Raw genomic sequence first — 21,720 nt, 5'->3', positions numbered from 1 at the left:
GTTTACGGGAGTGTGGCAAATGCGGCGGTTCGTGATTCCGGTTTTGGCGATGATGGTGGTCATCACCGTCTCCAATCTCGCCGTGCAGTATCCCTTCACGCCCTTCGGCTTGGGTGACGTGCTGACCTGGGGCGCCTTCACCTATCCCTTCGCCTTCCTGGTCAACGACCTCACCAATCGCAGCTTTGGTCCGCGCGCCGCCCGGTCCGCGATCTATGCCGGTTTCGCTACTGGCGTCATTTCCTCGGCAATTCTCGGGGCGCCGCGCATTGCCATCGCGTCCGGCACCGCCTTCCTGCTGGGCCAACTGCTGGACGTGCTGGTCTTCGGCCGCCTGCGCCGCCTCGCCTGGTGGCGCGCCCCTCTCGCGGGTTCCGTGGTCGGCTCGGCGCTGGATACGACGATCTTCTTCTCGCTCGCCTTCGCGGCGGTGTTTTCTGTGCTCGGACCCAATATGGACTTCGCGTTGCAGTCGATCGGCTTTTGGGGGCTGCCCGTTATGGCGCCGCGCTGGGTCTCCTGGGCCGGCGGCGATTTCGTAGTGAAGATGATCTCGGCGCTTTGTTTGCTGGTGCCCTATCGCGCGGTGCTGCGCCGCATGCCGGTCTATCAGCCCGCCGGCGGCTGACTGCCGATGGCAACGAACGCGAGCGGCTGTACCATGAAATCCGGCAGGATCTCGTTGAAGGCGATGACCTTGATGAAGACGCCGTTCTCCCAAAGAATGCGGCTGAGATAGGACCGCACGTCCGGCGCCGTCATGATGACGGGCGTCGGGCCGGCCGAAGCGGCGACTTCGCTGCGGACCTGTTCGACGAGCAGCAGGCCCTGGTGGCTGTTAAGCTCCTCCAGCGTGCCGGTATTCACCTGATACTGGACGGTTCGCAGGAACTCCTCGTATTCGGCGTCAATGATGATGGCGCTGATGATGCGCCGCTCATCCGCGCAGCTCAGGCAGATCTCGCGACGCATATTAAAGCGCACCGTCTCGATCAGTTCGAGCGGCTCCTTGTCGCGCTCGCCATGCTCGACCATCGCTTCGAGCAAGCCGCGCATATTGACGAGTCCGAGGCCTTCCTCGAGCAGGCGGCGGAACATATCGGCGGCACGCTGCAGCGGCACGGCTTTCTGTGCTTCCCGCGCCAGATCGCCCCAAAGGATCTCCGCCTTGGTGAAGGCGGCCTGCGCTTCCTGGACGCCGAAGAGGTGGCCGAGCCGGTTGCGCAACAGCTCAAGCGTGACTTCGGCCACCACCGCTCCGCAGCTTGAGGTGCGGATGCCGAGTCTCTGCAGCCCGGTCTGGGTCTCCGCCGGGATCCAGAGAGGCTCGCGAAATCCCGGCAGCCTGGGACCTGGCATGAGGTCGATGCCAAGCAGCCGCGCCTCGACCGCGCCATCACGCAGCAACAGGCGGCCTTGCGGCAAGGTGCCGCCGCCGATCGCTGTGCCGTCGAGGCGCACGAGAAATGTTCCGGGCGGCGCCGCGATGGTTTTGATCTCGGCCTGTGGCAGCGCGAAGCCGAGATTCGCCAGGAACTCCGTCTGGCCTACCACGATCGCCGCCGCCGTTACCGCCTCTTCCGCCGGTGTCAGAAGGTCCTGCGTGAGACAAATCTGCACGCGTTTCTCGACGGTCAGTTTCTTTGCGAGCGCGACGGCCCTCTCCGCGCTTTGCCGCCGGCTGGCCTTCCGCGCGAGGAAGCCGAGCATTCCACCCATCCCCAAAAACATGATGACCGGAAACCCCGGAATGAGACCCATCATCAACGTGACGCCACAAGCGAGCCAGAGCGCCCGGCCATCTCGGGCGAGCTGAGACGCGATCTCCCCGCCCATGCTGTCCCCGTCCTCGCCGACAACGCGGGTCACGAGCGCGCCTGAGGCGATCGAGATGAGGAGGGCTGGGATCTGAGCCACCAGCCCGTCACCCACCGTCAGCATGGTGTAGGTATTCGCGGCGTCGCCGAAGGACATGCCGCGCTGCGCGACGCCCACAAGCAGCCCGCCGATCATATTCACCATGATGATGATGAGACCGGCGATGCTGTCGCCCTTGACGAATTTCATCGCGCCGTCCATTGCGCCGTAGAGCTGGCTCTCGCGCTGAAGCTGCCCGCGACGGATCTGCGCGGCCGCCTGATCCAGCTCCTTGGAGCGGACATCGGCATCGATCGCCATTTGCTTGCCGGGCATCGCATCGAGGGTGAAGCGTGCCGCGACTTCGGCGATGCGCTCGCCGCCTTTGGTGATCACGATGAACTGCACAACGGTGACGATCAGGAAGATCACCAGCCCGACAACGAGATTGCCGCCGACGACCATATTGCCGAAGGTCCGGATGATGTCTCCGGCGTCACCCGTCGTCAGGATGAGCCGGGTGACGCCGATCGACAGCGAGAGGCGAAACACCGTCGCCACCAGGATCACCGAGGGCAGCGCCACGAATTGCGCGGGCGATTGCAGGTAGAAGACCGTCATCAGGATGACGAGGCTGATCACCATGTTGCAGGTGATGAGCATATCAACGACGAATGCCGGCAGCGGCACGATCATCAAGGCAAGACTCGTGACGAGCACGGCGACGACGCCGAGATCCGACCGGCCGGCCAGCGAGAACTTCATGGCCATGCTGTCACCGGCGCCGTTTCGGCGTGGCAAGAGCGCATACGGTCGCGCGGATCACAGGACATTGCGGATCAAGGCACGCGCTTCTTCCACCCGGCCCAGGATGAGGAGGGCGCGGGCGCGTAACCGCTGGAGCAATGGTTGCTGCGACAAGGCGAGATCGATCGATTCGATGCGGTCGAGCACCGTCATCGCCTGATCGCCGAGCTGCACCGAGATCATCGATGCCGCCAGTGTCACCAGCACATCGGTGCGATGCGGGGCGGCGTGAGAGGCGACGATGAGCAGCACGATCGCGCGATGCGGCTGTCCGTGCCGAAGATAGGTCAGGCCAATGCGATGCGCGAGACTCACCGCGCTTTGTCCGGCGTCGCTCATGGATCAGGTCAGTGCCCTGAACTTCGGCCGACGGATCATGCTCTGCTGCATGCGGATATCCATCACGGCGCTTTGCCGGTCGATCTCCTCGCCGACGACGCCGCGGCCATGCTGTTCGATCTCGGGCGAGGGCTTGGCGTCCAGGAACATTGTCAGCAGCAAGCGCAGCAGAACCGGCGCCTGGGCCTGCTGCATTGGCAGGTCATATTGTTCCTGTTGATCAAGCAGGCGAAGAATCCCGTCATCGAGCGTGCCGTGATTTTCCGCTGGCGGCGGCTGGCGCGAGACCTGCCTCGCTTCCCCGGCGTCCTCCTCCTCCGCATAGTCATCCATGCCGTCGCTATCAGACATGGCGGCGGAGGATGCGGTTTGGCGCGGCGAGAACGGGCCGGGTCATAGCGCGATATGCGTTTCGTGCGGACCGTTGCGCATGATGACTTCCTTGGTGGTGATCGACTCGATCTCCCAGCCGCCCGCGAGCATCGCGCCTTCGGTCAGGCGTTGGCCGCTTGTCGTGATCACATAGGGAATCGGATACATCGAGACCGCGCCGATCTTCAGCGCCGGCGCTTCCAGACTCGAACTGATCGTGACCTGATCGACGAGCACGTTCTGGCTGCCAGGCAATTCATCAAAGGCTGCCTGAGTTTGCGACCATTGGCTGGCGAGCCCATCCGGCACGGTGCCACGTGCCACGACGGCGCCGTTTTCAGTTGTGACAGTGACATAAGTGCCGAGCCCATGATGCAGCAGCAGATCCTGTGTTTGCGCGGCGAGCTGAGTTGCGGCCGAGGCCATGGCTCTCGCGGCCGGCACGGAAGAGGCGGCCGTAGCGCCGGGCGCGGTGCGGGTGCCGCTGCTCAGGTAGAAGCCGATCGCGACGAGGCTGCCGATCGCACCAGCCGCCATCATCACGGAGAACGCCCTGGAGAAGCGGGACGAGGGCACCGGCGGCGGTGGCCGGCGGATGATCTTGGCGGAACCGATCGTCAGCGGCGTATTTTGCCGCCACCGCCTGCGCTCCCCGATCATGATGCTGCGCGTGCCGAGACGGACGCCGGGGGCGAGGGCGGTGAGGAAGATATCGCCCTGCGGTATTCGTTCGATGACGGCGTGATGCTCGGCAGTGTCGTGATCGGCAAGGACGATGTCGTTCTCTTCGTCCGAGCCGATCCGTAGACCTTCGGTGCCCGATGCCATGATCGCTTCGGCATCGACGACCGCGCCGGAGTTTATGCCTTCAATGATGTCGAGGACGAGGGTGTTGGGTCGTGGCACGAGCCGCTTGTCCTAAACCGTGGGCTCAGTCAGCTTTGATGCCGATGCGCAGGGGCGCACCAAAAAAAGAGGCAATCTCGCGCGAAAATCACACAAAGCGCCATGAGTGCGAAATGATTGAGGTGGATTATAGTATCACAAGTGTCCACCTCAACTAGAATTCGATGTGCGAGTCAGATTTGCACTTTAGCGTTGTCGACGATTTTCCCTTCGACTTGCTGAATGTCACTTTCTACATTGGCTAACAAGCCTTGTTGCAGAGCATTTTGGGCGGCTTGGCTCGCTGCCGCTTGGAACTGTTCTTCCTGGGCGGTGGTGCCCGCTAAGCTCGCCATTCCACCACCCGTGCCGACGAGGCCAGCGAGGCCGGTTGCAGCGCCCGTCGCGCCTGTTGTAACTATGCCCATGTCACAGTCTCCTTTGAGGTATTCATGCGACCGGTGCGTTTTCGTTGCACCTGACGTTTCTGAAACTATCGCAACAATATTAACAATCTGCAAAAACATCGCTGATGCATTCGAGGGCGTGTTCGGCAGCGCTTGGGCGAGGGTTCGTTCGCCAAATTAAATCGCTGTCTGCGCGCACTCAACCCATTCTCGCGATCGCATCCGCCACCAGCCCGAAGATATCCGCCGGAATCGTGTGTCCCACCTGCACATCGAATAATTTCTTCGCCAGCACCGCGTCCTCCTGCATCGGAATGCCAAATCGAATCGCCTGGTCGCGCAGTTTGCGGCCAGCCGTTCCTTTTCCGGAACAGACGACGACCGGCACCGGCGTCTCGCCGGCGACGTAACGAAAGCCGCCCAGGATAACGCGGCCGCTGTCGGTCAGAATCAGGGTCGCGCGGTCGACACCGGTCTGCGGGGCATTCGCGTCTTCCTTCATAATCTTCTTTTGTTCCTGCTTCATCTCAGGGTTGCCGTCAATATTCTTGCGTTCTTCCTTCATCTCCTGAAGGCTCATCTTCTGATCGCGCAGGAACAGCCACCGCTGCATCAGGATGTCCGCCACGCCGACGATCATGAAGACCAGAACGGTGCAAAGCAGCATCTCCGTGGCCATCCTGCCGAAGACCTCCAGCACCGCCTTCAATCCAAGGAAGGGTGAAAGCGCGAGCGCGCCGACCCCCTGCCACAACACGATTCCGATGATGCAGCCGAGGCAGGCGAGCTTGAGGATCGACTTCAGTAATTCGACAAGGGCCTTGAGCGCGAAAAGATTCTTGAAACCGGTGACAGGATTGAGCTTGGTCAGCTCTGGCATGATTGGATCGATCGCAAAGACGAGGCCGGGCGTCGCGATCACCGTCGATAGGATCGAGGCGGCCGTGGCGATACCGAAAAGCGGAAAGCTGGCGCGCATCAGGACCTCGAAGCTCGTTGTCGCCACACGCCAGGCGGTAGGTGTGAAATCCCCGGCCGCGAGCGCACCAGCCTGATCGAACATCACAATGCTGACAGAGAGGATCGTGCCAGATTGGCTGATGAGATATCCGGCGCTAGCTGCCATCACCAGGGCGGTCGTGAAGTCGGTGCTATGCGGAACCTCGCCTTTCTCCCGCGCATCCTCGAGCTTCTTCTTCGATGCTGGGAGGGGCTTGTCCTCGTCGCCGCCGCCCGACATGGCTCAGCCCGCGACGAAGCTACGCAGATATTGCGTCATATGCATCAGCGGTGCCAATGCCTCGCGGAAAGAGGTCAGCATCAGCGACAGTGAGAGCGGCATTCCCAAAACGAAGATGATGCCTTTCATGGCCATGGAAAGGTCAAAGACATTGAGCTGAGGCGCGATCCGGCTAACCAAAGCGAGGCCTAATTCGCCAAGCACCATCGCGCCGAGCAGTGGGCCCGCCAGCGTGAATCCCGCCGACAGCACATGGTCGAAGAGCGCGACGAACATCGCCATGCTGTGTGGAGCGAAGACCGGTGTCAGTTGGCTCGCCGGCCAGATCTGGTAGCTCGTGAGGAAGCCGGCGATGAGATGATCCATACCGCCCGCTTGGAAGAAAATCAGGCAAAGAACGAGGATGAAGAGCGTCGCCGTGATCCCAGCGGGCGACGCATTGCCGGGGTCCTGCACCACGGCGCTCTGTGACGCGCGCTGCTGATCGATCAACTCGCCCATCGTCTCCACGATCCAGAATGGCACCGCGATCGCTATGCCGAGCGCGAGCCCGACGGCCCCCTCCTTCACGATGAGCAACATCAGTTGCAGCCCCTGCAGATGGAGCAGTGCCACATCCTCCAGCATGACCGGTTGTACCGGCAGCGCGATCGCGATCGAAAGCGCGGTCTTCTGCAGCCCCGTCAAGCCGAGCCGCGTGATCGGCGGCAGCACGAGGATCATTAGCCGCACGCGGGCGAAGCAGAGAGAAAAACCCGCGACGATATCCAGCGCCTGACGGGGAAGTGCCGATAGGGTATCGATCTGCGGGACGGCAATCATCGCACATCGTTCAGCGCGATCTGATCAAGAATCACGCTCATATCCTGAACAAGACTGCCCGATAACAGCGGTCCCAGCGCCACCACTACGACCAGGATCGCCACCAGCTTGAGTGCCTGCGGCAGCGTCTGATCCTGAATCTGCGTCACTGCCTGAAGCAGCCCGACGATCAAGCCAACCGCTGTCGCGACCCCGAGCGGTGGCGCAGAGAGGTAGAGGACCAGCATCAGCGTGCGGCTGAGATGGTCGATAATGAGCGCGTTCACCTCAATGGACCGCGTAGCTCAGGATCAGACTGTGCAACAAGCGTGTCCAACCACCGACAAGGATGAAAAGCAGGATCTTGAATGGCGTGGAAATCACCATCGGCGAAACCATCGCCATGCCCATGGCCATCAGGATGTTCGAGACGATGAGGTCCACCGCGATGAACGGCAGGTAGAGCAGGAAGCCGATCTGAAAGCCGCGCGTGATTTCGGCCGAGATATAGGCCGGAATCACGATGAGCATGTCATCGGTTGTGGCCCCCGTGTTGAAATCCGGCGGCCAGACCCTTCGCGCGGCCGCCAGCAGGAAACGCCGCTCATCGATAGGGGCGTAACGCTCCAGCGAAGCGCGCAGTGGGTCAATGACGGCGCTCACGACGGCCTGCAGTCCTTCCGCGCTCTTGAAGGTCATATCGGGAGCCATCAACCGTCCGTAGATCTCGCTGACAAGCGGGGCAGAGACATAGATCGTCAGGATGAGCGACAACACGTAGATGATCATGTTCGACGGAACCGACTGCGTGCCGAGCGCGTTGCGCACCAGCATGAGAACGATCGAGAGCTTGAGGAAAGCCGTCAGCGACACGACCGCGATGGGCAGCAGCGACATCACAAGAATGCCGAGCAGCATCGGGTAGAACGACGTCGTGACCATACTGGTCATGCCGCCCATGTTCGTCAGGTCACCCATGCCGGCCTATCCACACGACCTGAACACCCAGCGCGCCGCTGACCTCCACGATCCGCCCCCGACCGATCCGCCGGCCATTCGCGACGATGTCGAGCGGCTGATCCGGTCCCCGCGCGAGTTCGAACACATAGCCCGGACCCATGGATTCCAGATCCTGCAGCGGCACCATGACTTTGCCGAGCTCGAAAGTCAGCCGTACAGGAAGATCGTCCAGACCGAGACCCTCTTCCTCGTCCGGTGGATGATCGCCTGACGTCACAGCCAACTCCTCCAAGTCATCAGATTGGGGCTTGCGGTCCGAGATCACCCGCAACTCCCCCTCGTCCCAGCGGGCGCGCCAAAACGGCCGCTCGTTGACGAGAACGCAGATTTCCTCGCTGGGCTGTCCCTCGACCAGAACGACGTCCCCCGGCTCGAGCGCGCGCACAGAGGCTAGCGGCAAGTCGACGACGAAGGCGCGCAAGGTCACGGGAATTGGGAGATCCGGTAGCCTCTCTCTTTGATGTGCTAGTGGTGCAATCGCCGTAGCCAACCGCGCGGCCGCGTCGGAGCGCAAATCCAGGCGCAGCACTCCCGAGGCACCGTGCCAGCTACAGGCAAGCGTCACCGGCAGCCACTCTCGCGGGGTGACGCGCCGCGGCGGGGCCAGGCAAATAGAGAGCTCCTCATGCCGCTGTTCGAGCTGCAGAAGAGTGGGCTCCAGCGCGAGTTCAAGCAGCATCGCGACAAGCTCGGGGTCGTCATCAATGGCCGCCGCTCCGCCGATGCTTTGGAGGAGACCGCGCACCAGCGTTGACGGAGCCCTTAGCGTTCCAGGCGCCCCACCGATTGAGAGCGCGAAGGTAACCGGCATCTCCGGTTCCTCGAAAGAACCGCCTAGGCTGAGGCTCCATTCCACTCCCGTCGCAATATGGCGCCGCCACGACAGTTCGCGCGCCAGCCCCGCGCCCTCGGGCGAGAGGATCGGCGCACGCCATTGCCGCACCCGGTGAAACTCCGCATTCATTGGCCTGTCGTTTAGAACCGGAAGGTTGAAAGTTTCGACAACTCAGTCCGCGTCATTGTCGCCGTTCCGCTCGGCTTGATTGCTAGCGAGGCGAAGAGTTTCTAGCAGACTTTTTGTAGCCTCGAGTCGGCGCAAGGTTGTGCGTTCAGTCGTGCGAGCCTTCACTGTCGTCTCTGCCGCCTTTGTATTTCGGATTCCCGCCGCCGTTGCGAGGCGAGTGAGTTTCGATTGTTCGTTACGAAGCTGCGTGTGTTTCAAGATTGTATTCTGGATGCTTGTGCTTCCTGTAACGACGAACTCATCCAGCTTGTCCTTGTGAGTTTTCACGGCGGTTTCCGCAGATCTCCAAGCGCTGTGAGCTTCAGTCTCAGCGTTACGCGCATCGCTGTGGGCGGTGGCCGCGCTCCGCGCGCGCGCATCCTTAATCCGCATCAGCTGCTTGAAAGTGTTATCCGACATTAGCGAACCCCGGCATGGCGCCTATTGCTTGGGGGGGTGTGGCTGGCGGCTGGCGATGGGCGAGCGCTTTCAACTGATCGAGCATTTCCACGAACGGCGTCACATCCGTGCCAAGCTCGCGCGTGAAGCTCCGGATGGCATCGATCTTCGCGATCGCCTCATCCGCGACTGCGTCACTACCCGCCTTGTATTCCCCGACGCGCACCAGCAGTTCGATGTCATCGTAGCGCGAGAGAAGCCGGCGGATATGCGACGCCGCCTCCCGGTGCTCCGCGCTCACGACTTGGTTCATGACACGGGAGCGGCTCGCGAGAACGTCGATCGCCGGATAATGATTCGACTCCGCCAGTTTCGGCGAAAGAATGATATGTCCGTCGAGGATCGACTTAACTTCCTCGGCGATCGGATCGGACGAGAGCTCGCCCTCCGCGAGGATAGTATAGAAGGCCGTGATCGTGCCCTTGCGCGTCGAGGCGGCGCGCTCGAGCAAGGCGGGCAAAGCGGCGAAGACGGAAGGCGGAAAACCTCGGCGTGTCGGCGGTTCACCAGTCGCGAGGCCAATCTCGCGCCACGCACGCGCGAGCCGTGTGAGGCTATCGACCATCAGCACCACCCGCTTGCCGCTGTCGCGAAACCACTCGGCGATCGCCGTCGCGACCTGCGCAGCTTTCACACGCTCCAGCGCCGGACGGTCCGATGTCGCGGCGACGATAATCGAGCGTTTGCGCGCGATCGGGCCGAGCGTGTGATCGAGGAATTCGCCAACTTCGCGCCCACGTTCACCGACGAGCGCCACGACAAAGACATCCGCCTCGGCACTCTGCGCGATCCGCGCGATCAGACTCGACTTACCGGCACCGGCGGGACCGAATATGCCTATGCGCTGTCCTTCGGCACAGGTCAGCAATCCGTCGATGACGCGCGTTCCGAGAAATAGGGAGCGTGCCACCGGGGGCCGGTCCAATGGCGGCGGCGGACTCCCGTCGATCGGAATCACGGCTTCGGGGGTTGGGCGGTCGTTTGGCCGGTCGAGGATTCGGCCAAGGCCATCCAGCACACGTCCGAGGTAGGCGTCGCCGACCGCGACGCTGAGACGGTGGCCGAGCGGTTGTACCTCGGCGCGCGAAGAGAGACCCGAGACCAGCCCGAGCGGCGTCAGGAATGCGCGCCCTTGAGACAATCCGACGACTTCAGCCTCGATCGCCGTGCCGCTCGAATCGCGGAGCATGCAGAGTTCGCCGATTCGGACATTTGTAACATGAGCCTCGATCATGCTGCCCGTGATCCGCTCGATCCTGCCGCTTTGGCGCCGTGGCTGGCACTCCGCGATGGCTCGCCGCAGCTTCGGCAGTAGCGCGGCGAGTGCAGGGCGCTGACCACGTTCCTTAGCGGGTGACGGCACCAGATCAACCACGGGCCGCGGCCTCCCGAAGCGCGGCGCGAAGGGCCGCGAGTTGCTCTGATAGCGTGGCCCGAATGTAGCCGGTGGGTGTTTCGATAATGCAGCCATCCGCCGGCAAAGCGGGATCCGCGACGACGTCAGCGGTCTCGCCCAAATCCTTGACGTGTTGGCGTGTCTCCTCAACCGCGAGCGGCGTGACCTTCACAATGATGCGGTGCCGGTCTGTGAGATCGCGCAACGCCAGGCCTGCGGCGCGGGCTACCGCTTCACGGACATCGAGACTGCCCACAACCCGCGCCACACCCTCCGCGATGGCGATGGCGAGTTCATCCGCGAGGCCATTTAGTGAACGCTGGGCGGCGATCGCGACGGTCGCGAGGCGCCTGCTGGCATCGGCCTTCGCCTCCAGCAGCGTGTCCTGCATGATGCGCCGCCGCTCTTCCTCCAAAGACTGATCGGTCTCCGCGCGTCGCTGCGCGATGGTGGCATTGGCGGAGACGACCGCAGCCTCGGCGCCGCGCAGGTGTTCGACCTCCGCGGAGCGCAGAACACGCCCAAGCGGCCTCTGGCGGGCCGTGGTCACGAGGGGCCGGCCAATGCGGGGCGGAGCAGGACTCCGCCGCGCCAAAGGGCATGAATGATTGCGAGCGCGCGCGCTTGTTGCTCGGGTTCTTCGAAGGGAGGTTGCGTGCTATGCCATTTCAAGCGGATGCGGCCGGCTGCCCAGTCCGGGAGTGTGTCGAGCCAGGTCACCAGTGCTCGCGCGCCGTCGAATTCGATGCAGACCGCCAGATCTCGCCCATCGGCGGAGGCCGGCGCGGAGAAAACCAGGTAGGTGAGCGCTACGCGGCACCCCTGTGGCCCGATGCGGCTGGCAAGCCCGGCAATCTCCGCCGCCGTGACGAGCAAGCGTAGCCGCTGGCCGTTGAGCACGGCGCCGATCGCGATGGCGAAGGCATGCAAGGCTTCGGAAGAAGAGCCGAGGATATCGCGCGCGCAGCCGTCCAGGCCGTCCAACTCGCCATGGCCCAGCCGAGACTCCAGGAATTCGGCGGCGCGATCGACGAGTCTCGGCGATGAAAGAAGGCGCTCCGCCACGGTGGGATCGAGACCGCGCAATAGCGCCGCGGCTGATCTGTGATCGATGCCCGCCCTTAGGTTATTCAGCGCCGGGGCCGCATGCATCATCTTGTTCATCGGCGGGCCCGGATCAAACTGCCGAACCGTGGCGCGCTGGTGCCGTGCAATTTCCAAAAGAGCCAGCCGCAGAGAGACAGAAGTGCCACGATCAGGCCGATCGCGCTGGCGAGAATGATCCGCAAAGATAGTGCATCTGCGCCGTACACCCAGATACCAGCGACGTTCTCGGGCGCTTGTGTCGAGGAGACTGTCTCGTCGGGCAGGATGGCAGGCACCAGAACGACGGAGACATGGTCATAGGACAGTCCCTCGACGCTGTTCGCGACCATCATCTTGATCTTGGGCACGAGGTCGGCGACTTTCAGTCCGGTACCATAACGAAGCAGCACGGCGGCGGATGCCGGAACCGGGGTCGCTCTCAAAGGATCGTCGTCGGGCGGCACAATATGCACGCGAGCGGAGAGCACACCGTCGATCTCGGAAATGGTGCGCGATAGTTCCTCACCTTCCGCATAGACCAGCCGTATCCGCTCCTCGGCAGGCGAGGAGACCAGCGAGTTGGCCTTGAAGACGTCGGGAATCGAATCGTAGTGCTGGCGCGGCAGACCATGAGCGCGGAGGAGATCCACCGCGTCGACGAAACGGCTTTCAGCAACCGAGACGGTGACGGTGCCGCTCTTTTGATCATAGGCGGAGGATGCAGGAATGCCGCTACGCAGCAGCAAAGCAAGTTCCTCGTTCGCGGCTTCTTCAGATAGGCCGCGGTTCAATGCTGTTGTGCAGCCCGCGAGCAGCAGCGGCAATCCGACCAGCAGGAGCGCGGACCGCTTCACTGTTGCGAGACTAGCTTGGAGACACTCTGTGCAACATTGCTGACAAGGGTGGTTTGCATCTGGTCCAGCAATGTTTGCTGTGCGCTGCCAAAACCTGCGTTGATGATATCCTTGAGAAACTTCTTGCTCGATGCTCGCGAGCGGCTTTCGCCCACTAGCTCGCTCGCTCCGATCACGTTCGAGTCGTCCTCGGTGCCGTCCGCCGACAGGATGGGCGCGTCCGCACGGTTGAATGGCGTCATGATGCTGCTCATCTCCTCGTCGCGCTTGGAGCTGAGCGAGCTCAGTTTTCCAAGGATGTCGCCGCCCATTGAAGAGGAGTCGTCGAGGCTGCTGCCATCATCGGGGTTGTCACCATCGTCCGTCTCCAGGCTTTTTTGCGCATTCGCCAAGGTATTGGCAAAACCGTCCGTATGGTTGCTGAGGTCGTCGCCGCCACCATCCGACGGCATTGGGGGAAGGAGCATGGTGAGCGGGGCCGGGAGCGGAGCAACGTTTGCGGACATGAGCGCTCCTCCAAAAAATGCCGCGACGCAGTAAGCCGATCGCCCGGGCGCCAGTCGAGCGGCGCCATGACATTTGCGAACGATCGGCTGGAGAGGTGCATGGATACCGTCGCCAGTGGCATCGCGAAAGCCCATCCACCCCTCAGGTCATTACGGCTTCTAGCCGCGAAATCATTTATTATGCGTTAGTAGCGCCTGCCTGGAGTACCTCCCCTGCGGGAAGGCGTGCGAGACACGCGCTAACCGGCGCTTAACTCGTAATCTGTAATATGGAAGGCCGAATAACCCGCTGGAGAACCCGATCAGCCGTGCGCTCGCTTTGGTCCCTCTATGCGGTTTTGGCGGTGACGCTGCAGATGATGCCCGGCCTCGCGGCGTCCCCCGCATTTGCTTCCTCGCTCCCGAATGGCGACCGTGTCTTCCTCTACGCGGTCATCGACCAGAAGCTATCGGATGTGCTCGCGGCGCTTGGCGACCAAATCGGCGTTAACGTCAATATCAGTGCTGGTGTGAAGGGGCACATACGCGGCCGCCTTGACCCGGCACCGGCGAGGGTCATGCTCGATCGGCTCGCCACCATCTATCAGCTCGATTGGTATTTCTATGGTGGCACGCTTTTCGTTTCCAGCACGGACGAGGCGACGTCGGTGATGCTGCGGTTGCCGCAGGCCTCGGACGATGCCTTCTTCGATACCATCAAACAATTGCAGATTGAGGATCCTCGCTGGCCGCTGACGGTTTCCGCGACGGCCGAGGTCGTGGCCGTCAACGGGCCGCCGCAATATATCAAGCTCGTCGAACAGGCGCTCACGGCGGTGTCTCATATACCACCGGCGCCGGAGGCCAATGCGCGGGTTTTCCGCGGCGCGACCGATAACTAGCACTGCCTTTACGGAAACTACACGGCGAACAGCGCAACCTGCCTGCGGTCATTTCATTGCGGAATGAAACCAAAAAGCCGGCGGGATTAGCCCGAGCATCAGCAAGGACTAGACGCATTGAACCGAGAGCCAATTTATTGCCGCTATAAGATCAATTCGCGAGCGTTCATCGGATGGTTCGGCGTGTTTCTTCTCATGCTGGGCGTTGCCGTCTGTTCCTCGGCCGCGCGCGCGCAGTCGAGCGGAGAGCTTGAGGTGCATGTCGGCGAGGGCCGCATGATCCAGCTTGGCGAGGACGCGGCGAATGTCATGGTTGCAAATTCGGGCATCGCGGATGTGCAGACGGTGACGAACCGGGTCTTCTATCTGTATGGACGCCGGCCGGGTGCGACCACATTGACGGCGACCAATGCGAAGAACGGCGTAGCGGCACAGCTTCGTATCCGCGTCACGCGCAGCGGGCGCGACGCGGAAGCGGCATTGCCGGCGGACGCTTCCTCGGTTTCGGTCCAGTTCATGAATAACCGTCTGGTGCTGGGCGGTTCGGTGGCGGGTCTGGGTGCCGCTGTCGATGCCAACGCGGCCGCGCAAGCCTTCGGCGTGCAAGGCAGCTCGCCGCTCGACAGAACCGAACTCGCCGGGGCGCAACAAGTGACGCTCCGGGTGCGCATCGCCGAGGTGCAGCGCTCTTCGCTGAACCAGTTGGGTCTCAGCCTGGATGTGCTCGCTAAGCCAGGCAGCTTCGCTTTCGGCTTGATGACAAGCGGTCTGCTTGGCATCGCGGCAAGTGCCGTTTCATCGGACGGCGGCACAAGTTCGGCGAGCGGAAGTTCTAACAATTTTGCCAATGCCGGGGTGGGTGTCAGCACGAGTAGCGTGAATGCGGCCTCGCTTCTCAACGCCTTGGAATCGGAGGGCCTCATGACCTCGCTAGCCGAGCCGAACCTCACCACGATCTCGGGCGAGACAGCGACATTCATGGCCGGAGGCGAAGTGCCCATTCCGGTGCCGCAAGGTTTCGGTCAGACGACAATTCAGTACAAGGACTATGGTGTTCAGCTCTCCTTCACGCCGATACTCCTGCCTGGTGATCGTATCGCGATGAAGGTGAAGCCACAGGTCAGCGAGATCAGCAACGGCACCTCCTACACGATCGCGGGCAACTCGGTGCCGTCCTTCTTGACCAGAAGCGCCGAGACCAATGTGGAGATGGCGAGTGGACAGACGCTTGCGATCGCCGGACTCTTTCAGCGCGTCGATCAGCAGTCCCTGTCGAAGTTCCCGTTCCTCGGGGATATTCCGATCCTGGGCGCTCTCTTCCGCTCCAGCAGCTACCAGCATGACGAAACGGAACTCGTCATTCTTGTAACCCCCTATATTTCGCAGCCGGTTTCCGACCCGAATGCTTTTCCCCTTCCGACGGACCGCCCTCCGCAACCCGGGGTGACGGTCGATGCGGGGTTCGCGATCCAATGAACACGCTCATTCAGTGGCCCGCTCGCCCCGGCACTTTGCCTCCTGAGTGGAAAGCTATGTCTCGCGGTCGGAGACGTCGGTTGTGGACAATTGTCTGCGCCGTCTCACTTGGCACGCTGTCCGCCTGTGAACCGGTACCCGCTCCGCTCACCGCCTACGGATATCAAGGGCCGGCGCCCCGCGAGACGATGTTGTTGGCTTTTACGCCCGGTGGAAACGAGCCGGTTTCGGCGGATGCGCAGCGCTTACGAAGCCTTCGCGCGACGCTGGATCCTCGGATTCAGGCGGTGCTGATCGAAGCGCCCGGACCCGCCGCCTTGCCGCGTGCCAATCGGGTCGCCCGGCTCTCTCGCCATCCGATTCTGCTGCGCATGGTGCGATCCGTGGCGACGGATGCGGCCTGGCTTCTGCTGCCGCCCTCGGCTGGCATCACCGCCGATGCTTGTGCCACGGCGGCCGGTGCGTTGCCTGGCGGTTTCCTGCCCGAAAGCGACCTCGGGCGCCTCAGCCAACTCATGCCGCCCGGCTGTAGTACCGCCGCAGCGATCGCGGCGCAGGTCACACAGCCCACTGACCTGCTGATGGGCCGTGATCTGCCGCCCGGCGCATCAACGCCTTATGCCGACCTGATCGAAAGCTACGACAACCGAAACAAAGGCAATGGCGGTGCTGGTGGTGGCGGTGCTGGCGGCGGCGGCGGCGGCGGCGGCGAGCTTGGCGGCGGCGCGGGCGGCGGAACCGCCGCGGCTACCGGGGCCGCGGTAGCCGCGGGCGAGGCGGCCACTCCGGCCACGGCGGCTGGAACTGAAGTGCCTGCGCCGACACCAGACAATGCCCCCGCCGCGCTCTTCGCCCCGCTGACAAACAACTAGCGACGGGCGAAGTTCCACCTTTCGCCACCGGTCACAGCCTTGGCGTCTGGCCGTCCTGGGCAGATCACCACGCATCACGCGGCACCCATGGCTGGCGATCACGGCCGTCAATCGCCCGCTCAGGGCGCTTGCGCCTCCCGCATAGGTACGGCAGCCGCCGATCATCTGTCAGGTCGGGATGGCGGCGAGGGCATGGCCGGATTCTCGCCGCCAAGGCTTCGGCCCGCCCTGATCCGCATGGTAGGGAGGCGGCATGAACATCCTCTCCATCCAGTCATGGGTCTCCTATGGCCATGTCGGCAATGCCGCGGCCGTCTTTCCGATGCAGCGCCTTGGCCATGAGGTTTGGGCCGTCAATACGGTCCAGTTCTCCAACCACACGGGTTACGGTTCCTGGCGCGGCACAGTCTTCCCGCCTCAACTCATCCGCGACCTGGTTGCTGGGATCGAGGAGCGTGGGGTCCTGCCTCGCTGTGATGCGCTGCTCTCCGGCTACCTCGGTGATCCCGAGGTAGCCGAGGCGGTGCTGGAAGCCTGGGAGCGTCTCCGCGCGGCCAATCCCGCGGCGATCTACTGTGCCGACCCGGTGATCGGAGATGAAGGAACCGGCGTCTATGTTCGCCCAGGCGTCGCCGAACTCATACGCGACCGTATTCTGCCGGCGGCGGATATCCTCACGCCCAACCTCTTCGAGCTCAGACACCTTACCGGCCTGTCCTGCGTCACCCTCGCGGGGGTCCAGGAGGCGGTTCGCGCGGTCCAGGCGCGGGGGCCGCGTATCGTGCTCGTGACCAGCCTCAGGACGGAGGAGACGCCGGACGAGGCGCTCGACATGCTCGTGGCGGAGGGCGGCGCGTTTCACTGGCTACGCATGCCGCTATTGCCGATCTCGGTGAACGGAGCGGGGGATGCCGTCGCGGCGCTCTTTCTGGTTCATTGGCTGGGGGGGCGTTCGGCGGCGGCGGCGCTGAGTGCCGCAGGCTCAGCGATCTTCGGCATATTGAGCCAGACGCTCGCGCTCGGTCAGCGGGAGATCGCCCTGGTCGCGGCGCAGCAGGAGATCGCCTCGCCCAGCCGGGTGTTCGAACCGATCGCCTGCTAGGCGGGCGCGCGTCCGGGATGGCGTGCGCCCGCAACAGGGCGTAAGAGCCGGCCGCTATGCGGCACCGGAGCGGCGAAACCTGATACGCCCGCCTCGATACGCCTCGCGCGACACTCCCAATACCAAGGAGCATTCCATGAGCAAGATCATTCGCACCAATGCCGGACCTATCCTGGCGCAGGCGGTGGAATACCACGGCTTTGTCTACCTGCAGGGCTGCACCGCCCAGGACCTGAGCAAGGACGTCACTGGTCAGACCGAGGAGGTCCTGGCGCAGATCGACGACCTTCTTGAGCAGCACGGCACCGATAAAACGCGCCTGCTGCAAGCGCAAATTTGGGTCAAGCACATTAAAGACCGCGAAACGATGAACAAGATCTGGTCGGCCTGGCTGCCGAAGGGCATGTCGCCGGCGCGGGCCTGCGTGGAGGCGAATATGGCGGATGACCGCCATCTGGTCGAGATTATGGTCACTGCCTGCAAGTAGCTCACGCAGTCACGCAAAGGCCGCAGAGTCGTCTGGCGCTTCGGCCTTCGCGTAGCGGATCCGCACGAAAAACTGGCAGAATTGTTCTGATATAAGAACTAAATAGTATACGATTCTAGGACAAAATCCCTAAATCCAGGATCGGGCGGCCCCCCTTTTGGACGAAATCAACCTCGCGCGCCGTTTTTAGGTGGCTCAAGGTTGTGTCCCGCGCACGCCTTCGTTACCCACGGGTCGCAGGTTGCGGACCGGGCTGGTAAGGAGAAGAGCGTATGGCGAAGGCGAAGAAGGCCCGGGAACTCATTGTATTGGCATCGGTTCTGATTGCTGGGTCGTCGCTCTTCGGTACTGCGTCGCAAGCTCATTCGCGAAAACATAGCCACCAAACTCAGGCGAATGCTGGCCAGAGGCAGCAGCATTTTGCCTCCGCGCATCACTCACGTTCGGGCTATTACGATTCCGCAATCGCCGAGGCTGGAACCAGCCAGGGCCGGCCCGAAATGCGCCGCGTTACCCTCGTTTCGCATCGCCACGGGCGGACCTTCATTCGCACCGTTTGGCGCCCGCGGGACCGCAACTGGCGCAGTCTCGCCGACAATGTCTATTCCAGCGGCGTCTACGAAGGCGGCTGGATGCAGTGCGTCCCTTATGCCCGGAAGGTCTCTGGCATCGACCTGACCGGCAACGCTTATACCTGGTGGAACGAGGCGGCCGGGCGCTATGCTCGAGGCCATACGCCGCAGAGCGGCAGCGTTCTGAACTTCCGCAATAACAGCCGAATGCATCTCGGCCACGTCGCCGTGGTTACCGAAGTGGTCAGTCCGCGCGAAGTGCTAGTGACCCAGGCCAATTGGGGCGGCCCGTCCTATACCCGCGGGGGCATCTCCGCCGGTGTCTCGGTCGTGGACGTCTCGCCGAGCAACGACTGGACAGCGGTTCGCGTGGCGCTCGGCCATAGCGAGAAATATGGCTCGGTCTACCCGACCTATGGCTTCATCTACGGCCAACCCAGTGATTCGACCCGTATCGCCGACGCGGTCACCGCGGCGCCCCAGCTTCTCATTGACCAGGCGCCTTCCGATCTGCGCTCGCCGCGGATGCGGGGCCTCGCGCAGGCGCGGAGCCTCCCACAGATACGGAGCCTCGAGGGGATCCCCTTCGAGCAATCCGTGCAGTTCGCTTCGGCGCCGAGCTTTGACGGGCCGGCGATCGCGACCAGCGCGCCGGACCGCTCTCTCCGCTGATCGGCAAGGACGGCGCCGCGCTTCCAACCGGCGCGCCCCCGGCTTATCTTCCCAGCGACCGACCTAGCCTTCTTTTTTCAGCGAGAAGGGTGGGACGTAGAGCGGGAGTAGCGTGTCTTCCAGGACGTACGGCATCACGGCGGGGGAGAATCATTCAGCGCGCAGCTTCTGGCGCTGATTGGCTTCGTTGGTCTTGCGCTCATGGTACAGCTTGCCGGCGCGGCCGCATCGAGCGATGCGCTGAGCGGCTGGTACCTGTCGCTGGCCGCCCCGCCCTTGACCCCGCCGCGCTGGGTGTTCGGCCCGGTATGGACCGTGCTCGATATCATGGTGGGCACCGCTGCCTGGCTCATCTGGCGGCAGGTCAGCCCGTGGCAGCTTAGCCGGCGGCCGGCCCTGCGGCTTTGGGGGTGGCAGATCGCCCTGACTGCGGCCTGGACGCCCACCTTCTTCGGGCTGCATTCGCCGGGCGCCGCAATGGCCATCATTGCGGCGCTACTTGCGGTAAGCCTCGCAACGATCGCAAGTTTCTGGCAAAGAAATAGCTGGTCGGCCGTTTTACTGCTGCCGACGACGCTTTGCCTCTGCTATGCAGCGTACCTTAATGCGGGGTTCTGGTGGCTCAACGGCGGTCACGCCTGATCGTTGCCACGACTGAACCCTTGGCGCCTGACCGGCGGCAATGACCGCAAGGATTGGATCAGGCACAGACGACCGCCTGGATTGGGAGTTCTCTCTCGTCGGTGGTCAAGAAGGGATGGAGCAAGTCAATGGTCCGTAGCTTGAGATATGCCCGCTTGCTGCCAGCGGTTTCGGTGGCGATTTTGGCCGGCATCGCCTTGGCACCCCGCATGGCGCAGGCCCAGGCGAACCTGCCGTCTCCCACAGCTATGGGGCCGGTGGTCAAAGGGAATAACGATATAAATCCTGCGCAGCCGTCGCAGCCCGGCCTTCCCGGGGCGTCTCGGCCAACGAGCATCAGCCGGGGCACCATTTCCGGCGACATGATGTCCCCGAATGCGGCGTTGTTCGATGCAATCGACCGCGGGGATCTCGCGGCGGCGCGGGATGCCGTGGGGCGCGGCGCCGATCTCGGTGCGACCAACGCCGTGGGGCAGTCGCCGATCGACGAATCGGTGAGCCTGGGGCGCAACGACATCACCTTCCTGCTGGTCACGCTGCTGCATGCCGAGGGCGCCCAGATCACGGATGCGCAGGGCCCGATGAACGCGCCACCACCCACAACTCTAGGGCTTAGCCAACGGGACGAGCATGTCGCGGCCGAGCCGGTCGGCTTCTTCAGTCCGCCGCCGCCCAATTCGACCGTCACGCAGACCCGCAAGGGACGCCGCTACCCGCCCCCGCCGGTGGCAGCGAAGTCGACGTTCAAGCCGAGCCCTGCGCCGCAATCGCCGCCCGTCTATGGCGATAGCAGCGGCGCCCCGGTCCCAGCCTCGGGCTTCCTCGGCTTCGGGAGCTCTAACTCAGGGCAATAGTTGCCCGGCGCGACGGCGGGGCTCCCGGTCGCGACGGACGTAGCCGCCGAAGCGTCACGGAAGCGGTGAAGGCGGTATGACTACTCTTGGCTGACCGGCGACATCCTGGCGCAGCAGATCGCGGATTTCGGCCAGCAGCGTTTCGGATGTCGTGGGCCCGACCACGGCGGGCGGCGGCTGCCGATAGAGCTTGGTGACCATCTTCACCAGCCAGAAAATGGCGAAGCTCACTATCAGGAAATTGATCACGGCATTGAGGAAGACGCCGACATTCAGCGTCGCCGCGCCAGCCTTTTGCGCGTCCGCGAGGGTATTGAGGTGCGGACCCTTCAAGGTGATGAAGATATTCGAGAAGTCGATGCCGCCGACAACTAGCCCTAGGATCGGTGTCAGTATGTCTTTCACCAGGCTGCTGACAATGCTCGTGAAAGCCGCACCGATGATGATACCGACGGCGAGGTCGATAACATTGCCCCGCATGATGAAGGACTGAAATTCGGTCAGCCATGCCGGGCGGATCGGAATTCCTTTGAGATCGAGACGGGCCATGGGGCCTCCGGATTGATTGTGCTCCCTGGACAATAATGCCGCGACGGTCGAAGGGAAGGGTGGCGACTACAGCAGCGGTCGACCCTGGGCAATCGGCGAGGGCAGACGAGAGCTAATGTTCTGGCAGTCTCAGGGATTTGGCGTGCCCAAAACGGGGGGGCGCGCAAGGTCGCTCGAATTGGGTCCCGCGAGGTCGGCGGGGGCTACGGGAAGGGGTTCAGCCGCTACCGCTGCCGCGGGGTGAGCCGAGACGACACCCGTATTGGCGGGCTGGGTATCGAGGTGGTTGAGGCAGTCAGCCAGCAGATCTTGCTGCTGATGCTGGATGGAGAGAGTGTCCATGGTGCCCTGCAACGTCGAACCGGCGCCATAGGGGGAACTGATCGGGTCTTCCTCGCTCATGATGTCGCGGTTCTGGCGCGTTGTTACGAGATCCGCATGGCGGCGGCAGGCATCATACTGCGCCTCTTCGCTGCGGCTGGGCTGCTGCGCGGGGGTGCAAGCAGCCACCGCCAGGCAGGCAAGGGCCGCCGGGATCCAGCGAGGCGATGACGCAATGCGGCTCATGGTGAAACTCCGGC

27 protein-coding genes are annotated in these 21,720 nt (G+C 63.1%); 9 read left to right on the top strand and 18 right to left on the bottom strand.

Going from position 1 to position 21,720, the window contains the following annotated elements; all coding sequences use genetic code 11:
* Window positions 1-19: 19 nt before the first annotated feature.
* A complete protein-coding gene (locus GSQ92_RS09375; RefSeq protein WP_159013382.1) occupies window positions 20-628 on the top strand; it encodes a VUT family protein in 609 nt (202 codons plus the stop codon).
* On the opposite strand, the gene GSQ92_RS09370 is transcribed toward GSQ92_RS09375, so the two are convergent.
* From GSQ92_RS09370 to GSQ92_RS09295, 16 genes are all read right to left on the bottom strand, one after another.
* A complete protein-coding gene (locus tag GSQ92_RS09370) occupies window positions 610-2,628 on the bottom strand; it encodes a flagellar biosynthesis protein FlhA (RefSeq protein WP_158803004.1) in 2,019 nt (672 codons plus the stop codon). The two genes, GSQ92_RS09375 and GSQ92_RS09370, sit on opposite strands and share 19 nt — an antisense overlap.
* A gap of 51 nt (window positions 2,629-2,679) precedes the next feature.
* The gene (locus tag GSQ92_RS09365) at window positions 2,680-3,003 is read right to left on the bottom strand and encodes a hypothetical protein (protein WP_158803003.1); all 324 of its coding nucleotides are present in this window, start codon (window positions 3,001-3,003) and stop codon (window positions 2,680-2,682) included.
* Window positions 3,004-3,006: 3 nt separating this feature from the next.
* Entirely contained in the window at window positions 3,007-3,354 is a 348-nt protein-coding gene (locus tag GSQ92_RS09360) for a hypothetical protein (RefSeq protein WP_158803002.1), read from the bottom strand.
* 42 nt (window positions 3,355-3,396) lie between these two features.
* The gene (locus GSQ92_RS09355) at window positions 3,397-4,281 is read right to left on the bottom strand and encodes an EscD/YscD/HrpQ family type III secretion system periplasmic domain-containing protein (RefSeq protein WP_158803001.1); all 885 of its coding nucleotides are present in this window, start codon (window positions 4,279-4,281) and stop codon (window positions 3,397-3,399) included.
* Between the two features lie 173 nt (window positions 4,282-4,454).
* Window positions 4,455-4,787, bottom strand: a complete 333-nt coding sequence (locus tag GSQ92_RS09350; RefSeq protein WP_158803000.1) for a hypothetical protein — start codon at window positions 4,785-4,787, stop codon at window positions 4,455-4,457.
* Between the two features lie 79 nt (window positions 4,788-4,866).
* Complete coding sequence (locus tag GSQ92_RS09345) at window positions 4,867-5,907, bottom strand: EscU/YscU/HrcU family type III secretion system export apparatus switch protein (protein ID WP_158802999.1); 1,041 nt, start codon at window positions 5,905-5,907, stop codon at window positions 4,867-4,869.
* A gap of 3 nt (window positions 5,908-5,910) precedes the next feature.
* Window positions 5,911-6,729, bottom strand: a complete 819-nt coding sequence (gene sctT / locus GSQ92_RS09340; protein WP_158802998.1) for a type III secretion system export apparatus subunit SctT — start codon at window positions 6,727-6,729, stop codon at window positions 5,911-5,913.
* Complete coding sequence (locus GSQ92_RS09335) at window positions 6,726-6,995, bottom strand: EscS/YscS/HrcS family type III secretion system export apparatus protein (RefSeq protein ID WP_254065626.1); 270 nt, start codon at window positions 6,993-6,995, stop codon at window positions 6,726-6,728. Before GSQ92_RS09335 ends, sctT begins: the two co-directional genes overlap by 4 nt.
* 1 nt (window position 6,996) lies before the next feature.
* A complete protein-coding gene (gene sctR, locus GSQ92_RS09330) occupies window positions 6,997-7,686 on the bottom strand; it encodes a type III secretion system export apparatus subunit SctR (RefSeq protein ID WP_216850052.1) in 690 nt (229 codons plus the stop codon).
* Window positions 7,679-8,692: a type III secretion system cytoplasmic ring protein SctQ gene (sctQ, locus tag GSQ92_RS09325; protein WP_158802997.1), complete on the bottom strand. Its 1,014-nt coding sequence runs from the start codon at window positions 8,690-8,692 to the stop codon at window positions 7,679-7,681. Before sctQ ends, sctR begins: the two co-directional genes overlap by 8 nt.
* Before the next feature lie 42 nt (window positions 8,693-8,734).
* Window positions 8,735-9,151: a hypothetical protein gene (locus tag GSQ92_RS09320; RefSeq protein ID WP_158802996.1), complete on the bottom strand. Its 417-nt coding sequence runs from the start codon at window positions 9,149-9,151 to the stop codon at window positions 8,735-8,737.
* Window positions 9,141-10,565 carry a FliI/YscN family ATPase gene (locus tag GSQ92_RS09315; RefSeq protein ID WP_254065625.1) on the bottom strand — a complete coding sequence of 475 codons (1,425 nt, stop codon included), beginning with the start codon at window positions 10,563-10,565 and terminating at the stop codon, window positions 9,141-9,143. The genes GSQ92_RS09320 and GSQ92_RS09315 overlap by 11 nt, the downstream gene beginning before the upstream one ends.
* The gene (locus tag GSQ92_RS09310; protein ID WP_158802994.1) at window positions 10,558-11,136 is read right to left on the bottom strand and encodes a FliH/SctL family protein; all 579 of its coding nucleotides are present in this window, start codon (window positions 11,134-11,136) and stop codon (window positions 10,558-10,560) included. Before GSQ92_RS09310 ends, GSQ92_RS09315 begins: the two co-directional genes overlap by 8 nt.
* Complete coding sequence (locus GSQ92_RS09305) at window positions 11,133-11,750, bottom strand: hypothetical protein (protein ID WP_159013381.1); 618 nt, start codon at window positions 11,748-11,750, stop codon at window positions 11,133-11,135. Before GSQ92_RS09305 ends, GSQ92_RS09310 begins: the two co-directional genes overlap by 4 nt.
* Window positions 11,747-12,526: a type III secretion system inner membrane ring lipoprotein SctJ gene (gene sctJ, locus GSQ92_RS09300; protein WP_158802992.1), complete on the bottom strand. Its 780-nt coding sequence runs from the start codon at window positions 12,524-12,526 to the stop codon at window positions 11,747-11,749. The genes GSQ92_RS09305 and sctJ overlap by 4 nt, the downstream gene beginning before the upstream one ends.
* Window positions 12,523-13,032: a hypothetical protein gene (locus tag GSQ92_RS09295; protein ID WP_158802991.1), complete on the bottom strand. Its 510-nt coding sequence runs from the start codon at window positions 13,030-13,032 to the stop codon at window positions 12,523-12,525. Before GSQ92_RS09295 ends, sctJ begins: the two co-directional genes overlap by 4 nt.
* Window positions 13,033-13,340: 308 nt before the next feature.
* On the opposite strand from GSQ92_RS09295, the gene GSQ92_RS09290 reads away from it, so the two are divergent.
* The 8 genes from GSQ92_RS09290 (at window position 13,341) to GSQ92_RS09255 (ending at window position 20,590) form a co-directional block, all read left to right on the top strand.
* Window positions 13,341-13,913 (top strand): hypothetical protein, encoded by a 573-nt coding sequence (locus GSQ92_RS09290; protein ID WP_158802990.1) that lies wholly within the window; start codon window positions 13,341-13,343, stop codon window positions 13,911-13,913.
* A 117-nt stretch (window positions 13,914-14,030) separates the two neighbouring features.
* Window positions 14,031-15,389 carry a type II and III secretion system protein family protein gene (locus tag GSQ92_RS09285; RefSeq protein WP_158802989.1) on the top strand — a complete coding sequence of 453 codons (1,359 nt, stop codon included), beginning with the start codon at window positions 14,031-14,033 and terminating at the stop codon, window positions 15,387-15,389.
* Between the two features lie 80 nt (window positions 15,390-15,469).
* Window positions 15,470-16,261, top strand: coding sequence for a hypothetical protein (locus tag GSQ92_RS30135; protein WP_216850051.1), 792 nt, complete (start codon window positions 15,470-15,472; stop codon window positions 16,259-16,261).
* 253 nt (window positions 16,262-16,514) lie between these two features.
* Complete coding sequence (pdxY, locus tag GSQ92_RS09275; RefSeq protein ID WP_158802988.1) at window positions 16,515-17,363, top strand: pyridoxal kinase PdxY; 849 nt, start codon at window positions 16,515-16,517, stop codon at window positions 17,361-17,363.
* Between the two features lie 136 nt (window positions 17,364-17,499).
* Entirely contained in the window at window positions 17,500-17,850 is a 351-nt protein-coding gene (locus tag GSQ92_RS09270; protein WP_158802987.1) for a RidA family protein, read from the top strand.
* A 272-nt stretch (window positions 17,851-18,122) separates the two neighbouring features.
* On the top strand, window positions 18,123-19,094 hold the full coding sequence (locus tag GSQ92_RS09265) for a CHAP domain-containing protein (RefSeq protein ID WP_254065624.1): 972 nt from the start codon (window positions 18,123-18,125) through the stop codon (window positions 19,092-19,094).
* 168 nt (window positions 19,095-19,262) lie between these two features.
* The gene (locus GSQ92_RS09260; protein ID WP_256367093.1) at window positions 19,263-19,736 is read left to right on the top strand and encodes a TspO/MBR family protein; all 474 of its coding nucleotides are present in this window, start codon (window positions 19,263-19,265) and stop codon (window positions 19,734-19,736) included.
* A 128-nt stretch (window positions 19,737-19,864) separates the two neighbouring features.
* Window positions 19,865-20,590, top strand: coding sequence for a hypothetical protein (locus tag GSQ92_RS09255; protein ID WP_158802985.1), 726 nt, complete (start codon window positions 19,865-19,867; stop codon window positions 20,588-20,590).
* 54 nt (window positions 20,591-20,644) lie between these two features.
* Here GSQ92_RS09255 and mscL read toward each other — a convergent pair whose 3' ends face one another.
* A complete protein-coding gene (gene mscL, locus GSQ92_RS09250; RefSeq protein ID WP_158802984.1) occupies window positions 20,645-21,139 on the bottom strand; it encodes a large conductance mechanosensitive channel protein MscL in 495 nt (164 codons plus the stop codon).
* Window positions 21,140-21,268: 129 nt separating this feature from the next.
* Window positions 21,269-21,706: a hypothetical protein gene (locus tag GSQ92_RS09245; RefSeq protein WP_158802983.1), complete on the bottom strand. Its 438-nt coding sequence runs from the start codon at window positions 21,704-21,706 to the stop codon at window positions 21,269-21,271.
* Between the last annotated feature and the right edge of the window lie 14 nt (window positions 21,707-21,720).

Origin of the sequence: Acidisoma sp. S159, from assembly GCF_009766125.1 — a bacterium.
Taxonomy (GTDB): Bacteria; Pseudomonadota; Alphaproteobacteria; order Acetobacterales; family Acetobacteraceae; genus Acidisoma.
Note: the sequence above shows the minus strand (reverse complement) of the source record. Positions and strands in the feature narration are given on the sequence as shown.